Here is a 17,764-nt window from a genome sequence, read left to right as displayed (position 1 = left end):
CTATTCCTGACGAAGCGTCCCTATGACTGCCCCACAGCGCCTCACCGATCGAAAACGCGCAGCCATCATTCAGGCGGCGATTGCCGAATTCCGTGCCAACGGCTTCGACGTCACCAGCATGGACAAGATCGCCGCCACCGCAGGGGTGTCGAAGCGCACGGTGTACAACCATTTCCCCAGCAAGGAAGAGTTGTTCGCCGAAATCCTCAATCAGTTGTGGGCGCGGCTGACCGCAGAACCGGAAACGTCCTACCGCCCTGACCTGCCCCTGCGTGATCAGATGCGCCGGATGCTGATGGCAAAATTGCAGATGATGAGCGAAGACAGTTTTCTCGACCTGGCGCGGGTCACTATCGCCGCCACCATCCATTCCCCGGAGCGTGCGCAGAATATGGTGGCGCGAATGGGCGAACGCGAAGAAAGCCTGACCCTGTGGATCCGTGCCGCCCAGGCCGACGGCCGGTTAAAACCGGTCGAGCCGGAATTTGCCGCGCAGCAGATTCAGGGGATGCTCAAGTCCTTTGCCTTCTGGCCACAGATTTCCATGGGCTTGCCAACCCTGTCAGCCGAGCGGCAGAGCACAGTCGTGGAGTCGGCGCTGGACATGTTTCTGGCCTGCCATCAGGTCTAGATCAAGCTCTGGCTGCGCCCCGGCGCTATAGTGAGCTTCAGTCCCAGCGCCAGGCAGAGAGCCCATGACCACCGACACCAAACACACCGCACCCGTCGATCACCTGCGTTTCCACCGGCCTCACGCTCACCTGGCGCCCACCTTCGGCAACGACAAGTTTGCCTTGCGCGCCGAGGCCTTTGCGCGGTTCTTCGGCACGCCGACCTTTCTCGGTGCGCAAACGCTGATCGTGGTGGTGTGGGTGTGTCTCAATCTGTTTGGCGTGGCTCACTTTGACCTGTACCCGTTCATTCTGCTCAACCTGGCGTTCAGTCTGCAATCGGCTTACGCCGCACCGCTGATTCTGCTGGCCCAGACCCGCCAGGCCGCCCGCGACAAAGCCCAGTCCGACGCCGATGCGCAACACCGCGAAGCCCTGGCCGTGGCCAACGCCGAACGTCAAGCCCAGGCAGCGCAGAACTCCGCACAACTGTTGGAATTGCTGGAGCAAAACACCCGGCTGACCGAAATGACCAAGACCCTGACCGAACGCATCGAAAGCCTGACGTCGGAAATGCATCAGCACTTTGTGCGTAAGGATCAGCCAAGCCGCTGATCAGCGAGCCAACGACCTGTCGGCGGGGACCTGGAGCAGCGTGACCGCGCGCTGTCGAACGCGGATGTGCAGGGTTGAACGGGCGTATGCGATCGAACAGCAGAAGATGCGGGGTTCTTCAGTTCGTCATCGCGGGCAAGCCCGCTCCCACAGGGTTTTGTGTCGGGTACTTGATCTGTGTACGACACATGTCCCTGTGGGAGCGGGCTTGCCCGCGATGAGGCCGGAACAGTCAGCCCAAAAACATCAGCCGCCCACCAAACTGCGCACCGCCGAAATCTCCGGCACTTCCCGCCGGTTCATATACACCCGCAACGGCTCGGTAATGTTGATCCGGTCATCGATGTGCTGATCCAGCAACAACTGAATCAACTCGCGTCTAAGCGTCATGGCCTGCTCCGGACCGGCTGCCCAGACGAACTCGCTCGCCGGAATAATGCCGTCATCCGCCACGTCCATGCCGAACGCATCTTCACTGAAGCGAACGATGTACTGGCCGGTTTTGCGATTGAGCCCGACGAAGCCCTTGAGTTGGTCGGCAGCCTGGCAGATGAGCTGGGAAGTGATGCGCATGGTAAACCTCACAAAGGGTCGCGATGGACCGGTGATCGATGGTTTACACGCAAGACAAGTCAATGGCGTTCCCTCTGCCGGGGACGCTGCCGGGGCCAAGAGTACTGCAAGGAACCGCATAAAAGCGCGGGAATTATCTGCTTTGAATCGGTTTATGTCGGTCTCGCGATAGCGCTGGCAGCCCTCAGTTGTTAAAAGGGAACTCTTTGAAAAACTGCGAAAGGACCTCGACCCATGCCTGTCACCTTCACCCAAAGCGCCCTGCTGCTGAGTGTGCTGCTCGGCCTCGGCCAGGCACAGGCCGCCAGCGAACCAAGCCCCACCGCACTGGCGACCCGCCTGGGTATCCCGCATCCGGCCGTGATCGCCCACCGTGGCGCGTCCTTCGATGCGCCGGAATCCACCGCCCCGGCTTACAAACTGGCCCGCGATCTGGGCGCCGATTACCTGGAGCTGGACTTGCAGCGCAGCAAGGATGGCGTGCTGTTTGCCCTGCACGACGACAACCTGCAACGCACCACCGACGTCGCCACCAGGTTCCCGGAGCGCAAGGACAGCCCGGCCAACGCCTTCACCCTTGCCGAACTGAAAACCCTCGATGCCGGCAGCTGGTTCAACAGCGCTTACCCGGATCGCGCCCGTCCGTCCTATGCGGGTCTGAAAATCCTGACCCTGGACGAGATCATCGACATTGCCCAGGGCAATCCGCTGCACAAGCCGGGCCTGTACATCGAAACCAAGGAACCGAAGCAGTTTCCCGGTCTCGAACGCGACCTCAAGGAGAAGCTCCAGGATCGTGGCTGGTTGAGTCCGACCGGTTCGAAGCTGGCGAAAAGCGAACTGGCGGTCGGCCAGGGCAAAGGCAAGGTGGTGTTGCAAACGTTCGAGAAGGGCAGCCTCGAACTGCTGGAAAAGGAAATGCCGCAAGTACCGAAGATCCTGCTGCTGTGGGTCGGCGCAGGCAGCATCGAGCCCAAGTCCAAGGTGACCTTTGCCGAATCCGGCGACAAGGACAAAGCGACGTTCTACGCCAGGCAGCAACCGAAGGACAAAGCCGAATTCCAGCGCTGGGTCGAGTACGCCAAGGCCCAGGGCGCGATCGGCACCGGCCCGTCTGTCAGGCTGACCCAGCGGGGAGACCAGAGCTATTCGGACCTGGTGCAACCGTGGATGAACCAGTACACCCACGACCAGGGCTTGCTGGTGCATGCCTACACCGTTGACGATGCAGTGGACTATCAGAAGGTCATGGACGCCGGCGTCGATGGCATCTTCACCAATCGCGCCAGCGAACTGCTCAAGTTCTATAAACGGCCGGCGGCGGCGAGTGTGGCGCAGTTGTTGAAGAACAATGGGTATTGATGTGCGCCTGGCCTGACACCGAGGCGCCGCCATCGCGGGCAAGCCACGCTCCCACAGGTTTTGCGCAGGCCCTGTAGGAGCTGGCTTGCCAGCGAAGCTTTTACTGACGACACGGTTTGAGGAATTAAGGCTGAATTAAGTTGCCACAGTTAATCTGATCCCACTTAAACAGATCATCCAAGGAAAGAATCCCATGAAGACCCTGACTGCCTTGTTCACCGCTGCTGCCCTGACCCTCACCGCTGGCCTGGCCCAGGCTGATGATGTTCCTGTCGATCAGATCCCGCAGTTGGTCAAAGATAAAAAGATCAAGCCGCTGGAAGAACTGAACCAGATCGTCCTGAAGCTGCACCCGGGCGCCACGATTACCGACAGCGACCTGGACAACCACTTCAACAACTACGAATACGAAGTCGAACTGCGCGATGCCAAAAACGTTGAATGGGACGTGGATTTGAACGCCGCCACCGGCGAAGTCCTGAAAAACAAACAAGACGACTGATACATACATCAAGCAGCCGCACGACTGTCGGGTCGTGCGGCTTTTTTGCATCTTGCGTGAACTGATTCCCAACGCCCTCAATCAAGTGACGCCAACCTCGCGCGAGCCCGCTAGAATTCTTCGACACTCCTCGGCATCTTGCAGCGAGAACAACGTACATGGGTCAGACAGCGGCAGCAGATATCGCCACCATTGGTCGAATCAGCGCGGTGCCCGCCATACTTCAGGTGATCCGCGAAATGACCGGCCTGCGTTTTGCTGCAGTGGCCCGCGTGACAGAAGATGCCTGGACCGCCTGTGCGGTGCTCGATCAACTGGGTTTTGGCCTGCAGGTCGGTGGTGAACTGGAGGTGACGACCACCCTGTGTCACGAAATCCGTCAGGCCCACCGCGCCGTGGTGATCGACAAGGCCAGTGACGACCCGCTTTACCGCGACCACCACACGCCGCGCCTGTATCAGTTCGAAAGCTACATCGCGGTACCGGTTTTTCGCACCGACGGGCGCTTCTTCGGCACCCTCTGCGCCCTTGACCCCAACCCGGCGCCGCTCACATCCAGCACGATCCAGAGCACCATGGAGTCGTTCGCGCGGATGCTGGCGCTGCAGATCGAATCCGAAGAAAACCAGCAGAAGACCGAAGCGGCACTGATTCAGGAGCAGGCGCACGGAGAACTGCGCGAACAGTTCGTCGCCGTGCTCGGGCATGACTTGCGCAACCCCTTGTTTGCCATCAGCGCCGGCGCGGAAATGCTCCTGCGCAAGTTTCCAGAGCCCGCCAGCGACAGGCTGGTGCGACATATTCTCACCAGCGCCCGGCGCGCGACCAGACTGGTCAACGATGTACTGGACTTCACCCGCGGTTCCATGGGCGAGGGCATCCCGGTGATCATCGAGCCGTGCCCGGATCTGGAAGGGGCATTACGGCATGTGATTGCTGAAATCCAGAGCGTGCACCCCGACCGCAGCATCCTGTCGTCCATCGGCGACTTGCGCGATGTGCATTGCGATCGCGAGCGAGTCGCGCAACTGGCCTCCAATCTGGTGGCCAACGCGGTCACCCATGGCGATCTCGCAGGTTCGGTGGTGGTCAGCGCGCGGATCGATCAAGGCACCTTTGTGCTGAGCGTAAAAAATCAGGGACAGATTGCCGAGCAGGTGTTGCCGCAGCTGTTCAAACCGTACTCGCGACCGACCCGCGATACACCGCAGGCCGGCCTCGGGTTGGGCTTGTACATCGCCAGCGAAATCGCCAAGTCCCATGGAGGAACGCTGGACGTGGTCTCCAACGCAGAACAGGGCACGATCTTTACCTTCAGCCTGCCCATTCACCCTTAAGGCCCGTCACAAAACCGTCAAACAGCCTTGCGATGATGCGGCTCAAGTGAACCTGTGAAACCCGCGACAGGCGCCTCCTCACAGCGAGCCTCCATGAACCACAGCATCGACCAAAGCCATCGCGACCCGGACCTGTTCGGTCTGCTGTACGGTTTCCGTTTTCGCCCCGGCGAACGGGGTCGGGAAATCGATTCGGCCAGGGCTTTGCAGTGCCTGCAACAGCCGGACGACAGCGATGAGTTTCTCTGGCTGCACCTCAACCTCGCCCATGCCGCGTGCGAGCGCTGGATGAAAAATCATCTGCAATTGCCCGAAGAGTTTTTTGAGGCACTGCATGAAGGCTCGCGTTCGACGCGCATCGAGCACGTCGATTCAGCGTTGCTGGCGGTGGTCAACGATGTGGTATTCAACCTCAGCAGCATGGTGTCGTCCGATGTGTCGACACTGTGGGTCTGCGCCCGCAGCCGGCTGATCATCAGCGCGCGCCTGCAACCGCTGCATTCGGTGGATAAATTGCGCTCGTCGGTGAAGGCCGGCGAGTGCTTCCGCTCGCCGCTGGAACTGCTGGTGCATTTGCTGCGCGACCAGGGCGAAGTGCTGACGCAGATCGTGCGCAAGACCAGTCTCAGTGTCGACCAGATCGAGGATGAGTTGCTATCGTCTCGTCTGTCGACCAACCGGGCCGAGCTGGGCGCCAATCGCCGGGTGCTGGTGCGCCTGCAACGTCTGCTGGCGCTGGAACCCGGCTCGTTGCTGCGGTTGCTCAATCGCCCGCCCCAGTGGTTGCAGAAAGAGGACGTTAAGGAGTTGCGCAAATCCACCGAGGAGTTTGCGCTGATCATCAACGACCTCACGGCACTGGGGGAGCGGATCAAGCTGTTGCAGGAAGAAATCGCCGCCAATCTCAACGAACAGAGCAACCGCACCTTGTTTACCCTGACCGTGGTCACGGTGCTGGCGCTGCCGATTAACATCATTGCCGGGTTCTTTGGCATGAACGTCGGTGGAGTACCGCTTTCCGGTGACCCTGAGGGGTTCTGGATTCTGGTGGCGTTGGTTGCGACCTTTACCCTGATCGCCGGGCGCTGGGCGTTTCGCAAGCGCCAGGATTATTAAGATCAAAAGATCGCAGCCTCGTTTCACTGTAGGAGCTGTCGAGTGAAACGAGGCTGCGATCTTTTGCTTTTATCCATCGTAAGAGGTGCGCATTACCCATCGCTCACGCACCACGTCATACGCCCAGTGATAAACATAGGTATACGGCAGGAAAAACAGCAGCACACCGATGTCCAGCAGGAACGCTTGCCACAGGCTGATATTCAGCCACCAGGCAATCAGCGGCACGCCGACGGCGACCAGCCCGCCTTCAAACAGCAATGCGTGCACGACGCGCACCCAGGCGTTACGCGCAAGGGTGAGACGTTTGAGCGCGCGATCGAACAAGCTATTGAAGACCACGTTCCAGGCGAGGGCCAATGCAGCGATAGCCAGGGTCGCCACCCCCATGTCCAGCATCGGTTTGTCCATGACCCAGGCGAGCAACGGGGTGCAGATCAGTACCGCCAGCAGTTCAAAACCAATGGCCTGGAAAATACGTTCAGTGATGGATTTGTTGGCGTTCATGACCAGACTCCTGAGTGATTGTGTTGCCATGGTCCGCCATCCCACCGATACTTCATAACCAATAACCATCGATCAGGGCGATAGTTCATGGCCTCTCACGAAGTGTTGCTGGCATTCGTCCAGGCGGCGACCCAAGGCTCGTTTTCCGCTGCAGCGCGCAAGCTTGGCCGCAGTCAGTCGACCATCAGCGCGGCCGTCGCCAGCCTGGAGATCGATCTGAACCTGACGTTGTTTGATCGCAGCAGCCGCAAGCCCGGCCTGACGCCGGCCGGGCACGTGGTATTACAGCGCGCCGAGGCGATTCTGGCGGCCACCAGCCGCCTGGAAATGACTGCCAGCCAATTGTCCCAAGGGGTCGAGGCGAAACTGACGGTGGCCCTGTCCGACACCTACCAGTCCGACCGGTTCGAAGCGGCACTGAGTACCTTCGAACAGCGTTATCCGGACCTGGAACTCGAATGCCTGATTGCCGAATGCGATGACCTGGTGGCGCTGGTGCAAAGCGGCCGCGCCCATGTCGCCTTCGCCGAGCGGCAAGACAGCTATCCACCGGACCTGGCCAGTTCGACGGTGGACGAACGCACGGAAATCGCGCTGTTCGTAGCCCCCGGACATCCGTTGGCGGCGTTGGCAAAGGTGGATCAGGATCTGCTGCAACAGCATCGCGAACTGCGTCTGGCGACCATCGTCAATCCCTATGAAAGCCGGGCGAAGGGGCGCGTCTGGTCGGCGCCGAGCTACCTGATGCTGCTGGAAATGGCCCAGGGCGGATTCGGCTGGGCACCGTTGCCCCGGTGGTTGGTGGAACGCTTTGGCGCGGGGTCGTTGCAGGAGATTCAGGTGCGCGGCTGGCCGAAGACCGTATCGGTGGATGCGTTATGGTCACGGTTGCATCCGCCAGGGCCGGCGGGGAGTTGGTTGCTGGACAAGATGCTGGAATAGCGGCGCCGCCATCGCGGGCAAGCCCGCTCCCACAGGTTCGAGTCGTATCGTAATTATATGATCGACTCGGTACCTGTGGGAGCGGGCTTGCCCGCGATGGGGCCCGCCAGATCACATCACTCCCAACCCCTTGAGCCGCCCCTCGATAAACCGCCGCTCCGGCACCTGCTGCGTCAACTCAAGCGCCCGCTCATACGCCGCCCGCGCTTCATCCACCCGCCCCAACTGCCGACAAAATTCCGCCCGCGCCGAATGCGCCAAGTGGTAATCCAGCAGCTCACCGCGCTGCAGAATCCCTTCGATCAGGGTCAAACCCGCCAACGGGCCATCCCGCTTGGCCAATGCCGCGGCCCGGTTCAGCTCGATCACCGGTGAAGGCATGGCCTGCAACAGCACGTCGTACAGACCGACAATCTGCGGCCAGTCCGTCTCCCCCGCCCTCGGCGCTTCGGCATGCACCGCCGCGATCGCCGCCTGCAGGCAATAAGGCCCGAAACGCCGGGTCGTCAGTGCCCGTTCCACCAGCGCGCAACCTTCGGCGATCATCTGGGCATCCCACAACGAACGATCCTGCTCATCCAGCACTATCAACTCGCCACTGGCCGAGCTCCTGGCCAGGCGCCGCGACTCATGCAACAGCATCAACGCCAGCAGGCCCATCACCTCCGGTTCCGGCAGCAACTCGACCAGCAACCGGCCCAGCCTTATCGCTTCTCGGGTCAACTCTTCTCGGGTCAATTCGGCGCCGATGGACGCCGAGTAACCTTCGTTGAATACCAGGTAAATCACCCGCAGCACGCTGTCCAGACGGTCGGGCAATTCGGCCAGGGTCGGCACTTGATAGGGGATTTTCGCGTCACGGATTTTCGCTTTGGCCCGCACGATGCGCTGGGCAATGGTGGCCGGTGCCGAGAGGAAGGCCCGGGCGATTTCTTCGGTGGTCAGGTCGCAGACTTCCCGCAGGGTCAACGGCACCTGGGCATCAGCCGCCAGTGCCGGGTGACAGCAGGTAAAGATCAGGCGCAGGCGGTCGTCTTCCACGTCTTCGTCACTCCAGTCGGCCTGCTCCAGCGCCTCCAGTTGCGCGATCAACAGCGGCCGGGACGCGTTGAAGCGCGCGCGCCGGCGCAACACATCAATGGCCTTGAAGCGCCCGGTAGACACCAGCCAGGCCCGCGGATTGTCCGGCACACCGTCACGCTGCCAGCGCTCGACCGCGACGAAAAACGCCTCGTGCAGGGCCTCTTCGGCAAGATCGAAATCGCCGAGCAAGCGGATCAGGGTCGCCAGAATCCGCCGCGAGTCTTCACGGTAGACCTGCTCGACCCGAGCCGTTACCGCGACGTCAGGCATCAGTCCGGCAGGCCTGCGGCACCCACGTCACTGACGCGAATCCGGCAGGCTGCTTTTTACAAGGTTGCGGGCTCATGCAGATCTCCTGTCTGTGAGGGTTGTTCAGGGATTCAACTGGCGAACGGGGCGCACCTCGACACAGCCCACCCGGGCCGCCGGGATGTTGCCGGCGACCTGGAGGGCTTCATTGAGGTCCTTGGCATCGATCAGGTAGAAGCCGGCCAACTGCTCCTTGGTTTCAGCGAACGGGCCGTCGGTGATCGACATTTTCCCGTTGCGCATGCGCACGGTGGTCGCGGTCTGCACCGACTCCAGCGCTTCGGCCGCGAGCATCCGGCCACTGCCCTGGATCGACTCGGCGTAGGCCATGCATTCGGCGTCTTTCGGGCTGTCGGGCAGCGAATGCAACTCGCGTTCGTTGCTGTAGACCAGGCATAGGTATTTCATGGACGCTCTCCGTTTCTTGAGGCTCTGCCCTGATCGAACTGATCAACTATGGCTGCAGATTGGCGTTTTCGCGCTGTTTGCCGATCAACAACCGCCCGACGATCAGGGTTCCAGATTGAACAGCGCAGTGCCGCTCATCATGTCGAACGGGGCTGACCAGTGTTCGTGGACGATGCGCCATTGTCCGACCTCGCGCCGATAACAGGCGGTCACGCGCATCCAGCAGGCCTGGGTTTCACCCTTGTCATTGGTGCCACCGCAATGGGCCAGCCAATGGGCGAAGGCGATATGCTCGTCCGCCACGATGTTCGTGTGGTCGAAGTCAAACGTGTGCGCGCCCTGGCACATTTCCATGCACTCCAGCCAATGCGCGCGGTAGGCGGCCTTGCCCCGGAATTGCAGAGCCTTGACGGCGTCGTAGGAGACGATGTCCTCGGCATACAGGGCCATGATTTTCTCGACATCCTTGGCGATGACCGCCTGACGATAGGTGTCGATCAGGGTCTGGATCTCGTGTGTGGCGTTCATGGTGGTTCTCCGTGGTTTTTGTTGGAAGACACCCTTTGTCGTCTGGCACAACGCCAAATCGACAACCGAAATAAAAATAATCCATCGGCACAAACTCGTTAGAATTCGAAACATCTTGGTAATGGAAAAAGGATACTCCAGTGACAGCCAGACTCGTGCCTTACGAAAGCCTGAACGCGCTCCAGCGCCGGCAGATCGAGGCCATTGAAGTTCACAAAGAACAAATCAAGTTCTCCGGCGACATCCACGGTGCATTGCACACCCTGCTGTCCAGGCCCGGCCCCGGGGTCAAGGGATTTGCCCTGCTGGCCGAGGATATTCCCGTCGCCTTTCTGCTGCTCAAACGCCCGCCAGTGCTGCCAGCGTGGGCCGACGAACACAGCGCGACCCTGCATGCATTGCAAGTGGATCACCGCGCTCAGGGCAAAGGTTATGGCAAGGCTTGCCTGCAAGCGCTGCCCGAGGTGGCGCACCAGGCCTGGCCGGAAATAAAGGGGCTGGAATTGTCAGTGGATGCCGACAACGTGTCGGCCATCGCGCTTTACGCAAAATTCGGTTGGGTCGACAGCGGCGAGGCCTACAAGGGCCGGATCGGTTACGAGCGGCGAATGGGTCTGATCTTCTGATGGTCGGCGCTGGCGCTGGATCCAGGCAACAACAAAACCACAGCTGCAAAAGAGCGCAACGCCGAGCACGCCGACGTCACGCTCTTTCACCCACTCAACACAAAATCCCTACAAAATACCTGGCCCGCTACCTTTCAACCGGGCGAGCCTGCGTATATAAAAGCAGCCCGTTGCGACAACGCAGGCAAGGAACGACGCTTCCCCCTGCCACGCATTGTCAGAACCGGACTCATTTATTCATTTAGTTTTATTTGCACAGACTCGGGCTCAAGCGCAGCATATCCAACCCTGTATCGGCCCAACGCTCCGCTTCGGCGTGCAGTTCAAAACTGTCGGGCGCCAGCAGCCACTGATACAGGATGCCATCGATGTACGCATGCAGGCTGATGGCGGCGCGGTCGGTGTCGAGGTTTTCCGGCAACTGTCCCCGATTCACTGCATTACTCAGGGCCACGGCGATTCGCCCATTGCAATCGAGGCTGGCCGCGCGGCGCTGCTGGCGCAGGTCGCACATTTCATCGGTGAATTCGCACTTATGAAACAGAATCTCATTGAGGCGTCGGGTTTTCGGGTCCAGCGCAACCTGATGAAACAAATGAATCAACAGCTTGCGCATGCAGCCCAGCGGGTCGAGTTCATCCGCGCTTTCGCTGGCCTTGGCCATCTCATCCAGCGGCTCATGCAAGCTGTCGAGCATGGCCTGCACCACGGCCGCCTTGTTGCTGAAATGCCAATAGATGGCCCCGCGCGTGACGCCGGCCAGGGTCGCGATTTCCGCCAGTGTCGTGCGCGCCACGCCCCGCTCGAAAAAGGCTTTTTCGGCCGCTTCGAGTATCTGGCTACGGGTTTCTTGAGCTTCCTCTTTGGTACGACGGACCATGGCAGTACAACCTCAATCAGGATGCTTCAGCGATGTCTGAATATCAGCTGAATAAAAGTGGGGCGAGCGCTCTCAGGCGTCGTCCCCGGCCTACAATTCGAACCTTTGAACATTTTTTGTAACGTTATGGGTACAGGGTCACGCTATTTACAAACAACCATGAACGTAAGTATATTACTTAGCAAGCTACTTATCCACTCAGCGCACAATTTTTACCCTTCCACCTTTCTTGTGCGCAATTTGCGCGCCTGACCCGAGGATTTTCATGCAATTCAAGCCAGCTGTTACCGCTCTGGTCACCGCCGTCGCCTTGGCAACACTGCTTAGCGGATGCAAAAAGGAAGAGGCCGCGCCTGCCGCATCGCCCCCTCAGGTCGGCGTCGTAACCCTGCAAGCACAAGCCTTCACCCTGACGTCCGAGCTCCCGGGCCGCACCAGCGCGTTCCGCATCGCCGAAGTTCGCCCTCAGGTCAACGGCATCATTCTCAAGCGCCTGTTCAAGGAAGGCGGCGACGTCAAGGCCGGCCAGCAGCTGTATCAGATCGATCCCGCCGTTTATGAAGCCACCCTGAAAAGCGCTCAAGCCAGCCTGCAACAGACCAAGTCGATCTCGGATCGCTACCAGCAACTGGTCAAAGAGCAGGCTGTCAGCCGCCAGGAATACGACACGGCCCTGGCCAACCGGCTGCAATCGGAAGCGACTCTGCAAAGCGCCCAGATCAATGTGCGCTACACCAAGGTTTACGCGCCGATCTCTGGCCGTATCGGGCGTTCTTCGGTGACCGAAGGCGCGCTGGTGACCAACGGCCAGGCCGACCCCATGGCTGTGATCCAGCAGCTCGACCCGATCTACGTCGACGTGACCCAGTCGTCGGTGGAGCTGCTCGAGCTGCGCCGTGAACTGGAAAGCGGTCGCCTGCAAAAGGCTGGCGACACCGCCGCGGCGGTCAAGCTGACCCTCGAAGACGGCAGCGAGTACAAACAACCGGGCAAGCTCGAGTTCTCCGAAGTCTCGGTTGACCAGACCACCGGTTCCGTGACCTTGCGTGCGGTGTTCCCGAACCCTGATCACACCCTGCTGCCGGGCATGTTCGTTCACGCCCAGCTGCAGGCCGGCGTGAACAGCGCGGCGATCCTCGCGCCGCAACAAGGCGTGACCCGCGACCTCAAAGGCAGCCCGACCGCGCTGGTCGTCGGCCCGGACAACAAGGTCGAACTGCGTCAGCTCAAGGCCAGCCGCACCGTGGGCAGCCAATGGCTGATCGAAGACGGTCTGAAGGCCGGCGATCGATTGATCACCGAAGGACTGCAATTCGTCAAACCTGGCATTGAAGTCAAAGCCAGTGAAGCGACTAACGTTGGCGCAAAGAACCCGGCCCCCGCACAGGTAGCTGACAAGGCTGCCAGCGGCAAAGGGGAGTAAACCATGTCGAAATTTTTTATCGACCGTCCGATTTTCGCCTGGGTAATCGCCCTGGTGATCATGCTGGTCGGGGCACTCTCGATCCTCAAACTTCCGATCAACCAATACCCGAGCATTGCGCCTCCGGCCATTGCGATCCAGGTGACCTACCCGGGCGCGTCCGCACAAACCGTGCAGGACACCGTGGTGCAGGTGATCGAACAACAGCTCAACGGTATCGATAACCTGCGTTATGTCTCCTCGGAAAGTAACTCCGACGGCAGCATGACCATTACCGCGACCTTCGAGCAGGGCACCAACTCCGATACCGCGCAGGTTCAGGTGCAGAACAAACTGAACCTGGCCACCCCGCTGCTGCCGCAAGAAGTGCAGCAACAGGGGATCCGCGTGACCAAGGCAGTGAAAAACTTCCTGATGGTGATAGGCGTGGTGTCGCGTGACGGCAGCATGACCAAGGACGACCTCTCCAACTACATCGTGTCGAACATGCAGGATCCGATCTCGCGGACCGCCGGTGTCGGTGACTTCCAGGTCTTCGGCGCCCAGTACGCGATGCGGATCTGGCTCGATCCGGCCAAGTTGAACAACTTCAACCTGACCCCGGTGGACGTGAAAACCGCCATCGCGGCGCAGAACGTCCAGGTGTCGTCCGGTCAACTCGGCGGCTTGCCTGCGTTGCCTGGCCAACAGCTGAACGCGACGATCATCGGCAAGACCCGTCTGCAGACGGCCGAGCAGTTCAAGGCGATCCTGCTGAAGGTCAACAAGGACGGCTCGCAAGTGCGCGTCGGCGACGTGGCGGATGTCGGCCTGGGTGGTGAGAACTATGCGATCAGCGCCCAGTTCAACGGCAGCCCGGCCTCCGGTCTGGCGGTGAAGCTGGCCAACGGTGCCAACGCCCTCGACACGGCAAAAGCCCTGCGCGATACCATCGAGACCCTCAAGCCGTTCTTCCCGCAAGGCATGGAAGTGGTGTTCCCGTACGACACTACCCCCGTGGTGAAGGAGTCGATCAAGGGTGTGGTTGAAACCCTGGTCGAAGCGGTCGTGCTGGTGTTCCTGGTGATGTTCCTGTTCCTGCAGAACTTCCGCGCCACCGTGATCACCACGATGACGGTGCCGGTGGTATTGCTGGGTACCTTCGGGATCCTCGCGGCGTTCGGTTTCAGCATCAACACCCTGACCATGTTCGGCATGGTGCTGGCCATCGGCTTGCTGGTGGACGACGCCATCGTCGTGGTGGAAAACGTCGAACGGGTCATGAGCGAAGAAGGCCTGTCGCCCAAGGAGGCCACCAAGAAATCCATGGGGCAGATCCAGGGTGCACTGGTCGGCATTGCCCTGGTGCTGTCGGCGGTGCTGCTGCCGATGGCGTTCTTCAGCGGCTCCACCGGGGTGATCTACAAGCAGTTCTCGATCACCATCGTCTCGGCCATGGCCCTGTCGGTACTGGTCGCGTTGATCTTCACCCCGGCACTGTGTGCCACCATGCTCAAGCCGATACCGAAAGGCGAGCACAGCACGCCGAAACGCGGCTTCTTCGGCTGGTTCAACCGCAATTTCGACCGTGGTGTCAGAAGCTATGAGCGTGGCGTGGGCAATATGCTCTCGAACAAGGCGCCCTATCTGCTGGCCTACCTGGTCATCCTGGTCGGCATGATCTGGCTGTTCACCCGCATTCCAACGGCGTTCCTGCCGGAAGAGGACCAGGGCGTGCTGTTTGCCCAGGTGCAAACCCCCGCCGGCTCCAGTGCCCAGCGCACGCAGGTGGTGGTGGATGAGATGCGTGAATTCCTGCTGCGTCCGAGCGAGGACGGCGGTGAAGGCGACGCGGTGGCCTCGGTGTTTACCGTGAATGGCTTCAACTTCGCCGGCCGTGGCCAGAGTTCGGGTATGGCGTTCATCATGCTCAAACCATGGGGCGAACGTAACGCCGATAACAGCGTATTCAAGCTCGCGGCTCGTGCCCAGCAGCACTTCCTCACCTTCCGTGACGCCATGGTGTTCGCCTTCGCGCCACCGGCGGTACTGGAGCTGGGTAACGCCACAGGTTTCGACGTGTTCCTGCAAGACCGCGCCGGTATCGGTCACGACAAGCTGATGGAAGCGCGTAACCAGTTCCTCGGCATGGCGGCGCAAAGCAAAATCCTCTCGCAGGTCCGTCCGAACGGCCTGAACGACGAACCACAGTATCAGCTGGAAATCGACGATGAGAAGGCCAGCGCCCTGGGTGTGACCCTCAGCGACATCAACAACACCCTGTCGATTGCCCTGGGCAGTAGCTACGTGAACGACTTCATCGACCGTGGTCGGGTGAAGAAAGTGTACATACAGGGTCAACCCGGCTCGCGCATGAGTCCGGAAGACATCAAGAAGTGGTACGTGCGCAACGCCAGCGGAACCATGGTGCCTTTCTCCGCCTTCGCCAAAGGTGAATGGATTTACGGTGCACCGAAACTCTCCCGCTACAACGGCGTAGCGGCGGTGGAAATCCTCGGTTCCCCGGCCCCCGGATATTCCACCGGTGAAGCCATGGCCGAAGTCGAAGCCCTGGCCAAGAAACTGCCAGCTGGTGTCGGTCTTTCCTGGACCGGTCTGTCGTACGAGGAACGCCTGTCCGGCTCGCAAGCGCCAGCCCTGTATGCGCTGTCGCTGCTGATGGTGTTCCTGTGTCTGGCGGCGTTGTATGAGAGCTGGTCGATCCCGATCGCGGTGATGCTGGTGGTGCCGTTGGGCATCATCGGGGCGCTGATGGCGACCAGTCTGCGCGGCCTGTCCAACGACGTGTACTTCCAGGTGGGCTTGTTGACGACCATCGGTCTGGCGGCGAAAAACGCCATCCTGATCGTCGAATTCGCCAAGGAACTGCATGAACAAGGGCGTAGCCTGCGCGATGCAGCGATCGAAGCCTGCCGGATGCGTTTGCGACCGATCATCATGACTTCGCTCGCTTTCGTCCTCGGCGTGGTACCGCTGGCCATTTCCACGGGCGCAGGTTCTGGTAGCCAACATGCGATCGGTACCGGGGTAATTGGCGGTATGATCACGGCCACGGTCCTCGCGATCTTCTGGGTCCCACTGTTTTTCGTCACCGTGTCGGGCATGGGGCAGCGCAAAACCGCTGACCAGGATGCCGCGATTGAACCTTCTAAAGAGGCTGGCCAATGAGCAAGTCGCTACTCTCCATCGCAATCGCCGCCCTCGTGCTGAGCGGTTGCTCACTGATACCGGACTATCAGCGGCCTGAAGCGCCGGTGGCAGGCCAGTATCCGCAGGGCCCGGCGTACTCGCCGGCTCAGGCGCCGGCCCAGGCTGCCGCCGAACAGGGCTGGAAGCAGTTTTTCCATGACCCGGCCCTGCAACAGCTGATCCAGGTCGCCCTGGAAAACAACCGCGACCTGCGGGTCGCGGCGTTGAACATCGATGCCTTCGCGGCGCAGTACCGTATCCAGCGTGCGGATCTGTTCCCGGCGGTGTCGGCCAATGGCACCGGCAGCCGTCAACGGGTCCCGGCACGAGCCTCGCAGACCGGCGAAGCGGGCATCACCAGCTCCTACTCGGCCACGGTCGGCATCAGTGCTTATGAACTGGACCTGTTCGGTCGGGTTCGCAGCCTGAGCGAAGAAGCCCTGCAGCAGTACTTCGCCACTGAAGAAGGCCGCCGCAGCACGCAGATCAGTCTGGTGGCCAACGTGGCCAATGCCTACCTGACCTGGCAGGCCGACAAAGAGCTGCGCAAACTGACCCAGGACACCCTCGGTGCATTCGAGGAGAGCCTGAAGCTCACCGCGCGCAGCAACGAAGTCGGTGTGGCCTCGGCCCTGGACCTGGCCCAGTCGCGCACCTCGGTGGAAAACGCCCGCGCGCAACTGGCCCGGTACACCCGCCAGGTCGCGCAGGATGAAAACGGCCTGGTGCTGCTGCTCGGCACCGGTATCCCGGCCAACCTGCAAACCGCCAAGCCGCTGTCTGACGACGTGCTGAGCGAGGTTCCGCCTGGCCTGCCGTCTGACTTGCTGCAACGTCGTCCGGACATTCTCCAGGCCGAATACAACCTCAAGGCCGCCAATGCCAACATCGGCGCGGCCCGGGCTGCATTCTTCCCGAGCATCAGCCTGACGGCCAATGCCGGCTCCCTGAGCCCGGACCTGTCCGGCCTGTTCAAGGGCGGTTCGGGCACCTGGCTGTTCCAGCCGCAGATCAACCTGCCGATCTTCAACGCCGGCAGCCTGCGCGCCAGCCTGGATTACTCGAAAATCCAGAAAGACATCGGCGTGGCGAACTACGAGAAGTCCATTCAAACGGCCTTCCAGGAAGTCGCCGATGGCCTGGCCGCGCGCCAGACCTACACCGAGCAGTTGCAGGCCCAACGTGATTTCGTCACCGCCAACCAGGACTACTACCGTCTGGCCGAGCGTCGTTATCGCATTGGTGTCGACAGCAACCTGACCTTCCTTGATGCCCAGCGTCAGCTGTTCAGTGCCCAACAGGCGCTGATCACCGACCGCCTGGCGCAGTTGGCCAGTGCCGTGAATCTGTACAAGGCACTGGGGGGTGGCTGGAACGAACAGACCGCGAAGGTCGAGCCGCAGAAAGAAGAAGCGCCGAAGATGAAGTTGTTCTGATTCCGCTGTGAAAACTGGAAGCCCACCTTTTGGTGGGCTTTTTGTTGCCTGCAGGAAAAGTTGTGTTGGTCAATCTGGCCCCATCGCGGGCAAGCCCGCTCCCACAGTTCCAGCAGGGTTCACAAAACTTGTGTACTACACGGACACTGTGGGAGCGGGCTTGCCCGCGAAGAGGCCAGTGCAAGCAACACATAACATTCAGTCATTTTTCAGTTCGATAATCGCCCAAAACCCGTTTGGCCTGATTGAACTATCTAGTCCATTCACCGCACCATTCGCCACACAAAACCAATAACAACAGGTTCGACACCATGTCC

At 60.5% G+C, this 17,764-nt stretch carries 17 protein-coding genes; 11 read left to right on the top strand and 6 right to left on the bottom strand.

The window, feature by feature from the left end; genetic code table 11:
- Positions 1 to 22: 22 nt before the first annotated feature.
- Both ACA062_RS05930 and ACA062_RS05925 read left to right on the top strand, forming a co-directional pair.
- The gene (locus ACA062_RS05930; protein ID WP_497455598.1) at positions 23 to 631 is read left to right on the top strand and encodes a TetR/AcrR family transcriptional regulator; all 609 of its coding nucleotides are present in this window, start codon (positions 23 to 25) and stop codon (positions 629 to 631) included.
- A gap of 64 nt (positions 632 to 695) precedes the next feature.
- Entirely contained in the window at positions 696 to 1,226 is a 531-nt protein-coding gene (locus ACA062_RS05925; RefSeq protein WP_497455597.1) for a DUF1003 domain-containing protein, read from the top strand.
- Positions 1,227 to 1,472: 246 nt separating this feature from the next.
- Here the strand turns inward: ACA062_RS05925 and ACA062_RS05920 are convergent, their stop codons facing one another.
- On the bottom strand, positions 1,473 to 1,799 hold the full coding sequence (locus tag ACA062_RS05920; protein ID WP_497455596.1) for a DUF2025 family protein: 327 nt from the start codon (positions 1,797 to 1,799) through the stop codon (positions 1,473 to 1,475).
- 234 nt (positions 1,800 to 2,033) lie between these two features.
- On the opposite strand from ACA062_RS05920, the gene ACA062_RS05915 reads away from it, so the two are divergent.
- From ACA062_RS05915 to ACA062_RS05900, 4 genes are all read left to right on the top strand, one after another.
- Positions 2,034 to 3,161 carry a glycerophosphodiester phosphodiesterase gene (locus ACA062_RS05915; protein WP_497455595.1) on the top strand — a complete coding sequence of 376 codons (1,128 nt, stop codon included), beginning with the start codon at positions 2,034 to 2,036 and terminating at the stop codon, positions 3,159 to 3,161.
- Positions 3,162 to 3,354: 193 nt separating this feature from the next.
- A complete protein-coding gene (locus tag ACA062_RS05910; protein ID WP_497455594.1) occupies positions 3,355 to 3,663 on the top strand; it encodes a PepSY domain-containing protein in 309 nt (102 codons plus the stop codon).
- A 158-nt stretch (positions 3,664 to 3,821) separates the two neighbouring features.
- Positions 3,822 to 5,000, top strand: a complete 1,179-nt coding sequence (locus ACA062_RS05905; protein WP_497455593.1) for a GAF domain-containing sensor histidine kinase — start codon at positions 3,822 to 3,824, stop codon at positions 4,998 to 5,000.
- Between the two features lie 93 nt (positions 5,001 to 5,093).
- A complete protein-coding gene (locus tag ACA062_RS05900) occupies positions 5,094 to 6,116 on the top strand; it encodes a transporter (protein WP_497455592.1) in 1,023 nt (340 codons plus the stop codon).
- A 69-nt stretch (positions 6,117 to 6,185) separates the two neighbouring features.
- On the opposite strand, the gene ACA062_RS05895 is transcribed toward ACA062_RS05900, so the two are convergent.
- On the bottom strand, positions 6,186 to 6,623 hold the full coding sequence (locus tag ACA062_RS05895) for a multidrug/biocide efflux PACE transporter (protein WP_497455591.1): 438 nt from the start codon (positions 6,621 to 6,623) through the stop codon (positions 6,186 to 6,188).
- 87 nt (positions 6,624 to 6,710) lie between these two features.
- On the opposite strand from ACA062_RS05895, the gene ACA062_RS05890 reads away from it, so the two are divergent.
- The gene (locus ACA062_RS05890; RefSeq protein ID WP_497455590.1) at positions 6,711 to 7,565 is read left to right on the top strand and encodes a LysR family transcriptional regulator; all 855 of its coding nucleotides are present in this window, start codon (positions 6,711 to 6,713) and stop codon (positions 7,563 to 7,565) included.
- Positions 7,566 to 7,676: 111 nt separating this feature from the next.
- On the opposite strand, the gene ACA062_RS05885 is transcribed toward ACA062_RS05890, so the two are convergent.
- From ACA062_RS05885 to ACA062_RS05875, 3 genes are all read right to left on the bottom strand, one after another.
- Positions 7,677 to 8,918, bottom strand: coding sequence for an RNA polymerase sigma factor (locus ACA062_RS05885; RefSeq protein ID WP_497455589.1), 1,242 nt, complete (start codon positions 8,916 to 8,918; stop codon positions 7,677 to 7,679).
- A gap of 102 nt (positions 8,919 to 9,020) precedes the next feature.
- Positions 9,021 to 9,365 carry a YciI family protein gene (locus ACA062_RS05880; protein ID WP_138964595.1) on the bottom strand — a complete coding sequence of 115 codons (345 nt, stop codon included), beginning with the start codon at positions 9,363 to 9,365 and terminating at the stop codon, positions 9,021 to 9,023.
- 102 nt (positions 9,366 to 9,467) lie between these two features.
- Positions 9,468 to 9,893 (bottom strand): YybH family protein, encoded by a 426-nt coding sequence (locus ACA062_RS05875; RefSeq protein WP_497455588.1) that lies wholly within the window; start codon positions 9,891 to 9,893, stop codon positions 9,468 to 9,470.
- A 140-nt stretch (positions 9,894 to 10,033) separates the two neighbouring features.
- On the opposite strand from ACA062_RS05875, the gene ACA062_RS05870 reads away from it, so the two are divergent.
- The gene (locus tag ACA062_RS05870; RefSeq protein ID WP_497455587.1) at positions 10,034 to 10,519 is read left to right on the top strand and encodes a GNAT family N-acetyltransferase; all 486 of its coding nucleotides are present in this window, start codon (positions 10,034 to 10,036) and stop codon (positions 10,517 to 10,519) included.
- A 247-nt stretch (positions 10,520 to 10,766) separates the two neighbouring features.
- On the opposite strand, the gene emhR is transcribed toward ACA062_RS05870, so the two are convergent.
- Positions 10,767 to 11,399, bottom strand: coding sequence for an efflux system transcriptional repressor EmhR (gene emhR / locus ACA062_RS05865; RefSeq protein WP_497455586.1), 633 nt, complete (start codon positions 11,397 to 11,399; stop codon positions 10,767 to 10,769).
- Between the two features lie 265 nt (positions 11,400 to 11,664).
- Here emhR and emhA point away from each other — a divergent pair, with 265 nt between their 5' ends.
- Genes emhA through emhC form a run of 3 tightly spaced genes read left to right on the top strand, consistent with a single transcriptional unit; the run spans position 11,665 to position 17,447 of the window.
- Positions 11,665 to 12,822 (top strand): efflux RND transporter periplasmic adaptor subunit EmhA, encoded by a 1,158-nt coding sequence (gene emhA / locus ACA062_RS05860; protein WP_497455585.1) that lies wholly within the window; start codon positions 11,665 to 11,667, stop codon positions 12,820 to 12,822.
- 3 nt (positions 12,823 to 12,825) lie between these two features.
- On the top strand, positions 12,826 to 15,990 hold the full coding sequence (gene emhB / locus ACA062_RS05855; RefSeq protein ID WP_497455584.1) for an efflux RND transporter permease subunit EmhB: 3,165 nt from the start codon (positions 12,826 to 12,828) through the stop codon (positions 15,988 to 15,990).
- Positions 15,987 to 17,447: an efflux RND transporter outer membrane subunit EmhC gene (gene emhC / locus ACA062_RS05850; RefSeq protein WP_497455583.1), complete on the top strand. Its 1,461-nt coding sequence runs from the start codon at positions 15,987 to 15,989 to the stop codon at positions 17,445 to 17,447. The genes emhB and emhC overlap by 4 nt, the downstream gene beginning before the upstream one ends.
- Positions 17,448 to 17,764: the final 317 nt, after the last annotated feature.

It is taken from the genome of Pseudomonas sp. LBUM1679, from assembly GCF_059695565.1.
Note: the sequence above shows the minus strand (reverse complement) of the source record. Positions and strands in the feature narration are given on the sequence as shown.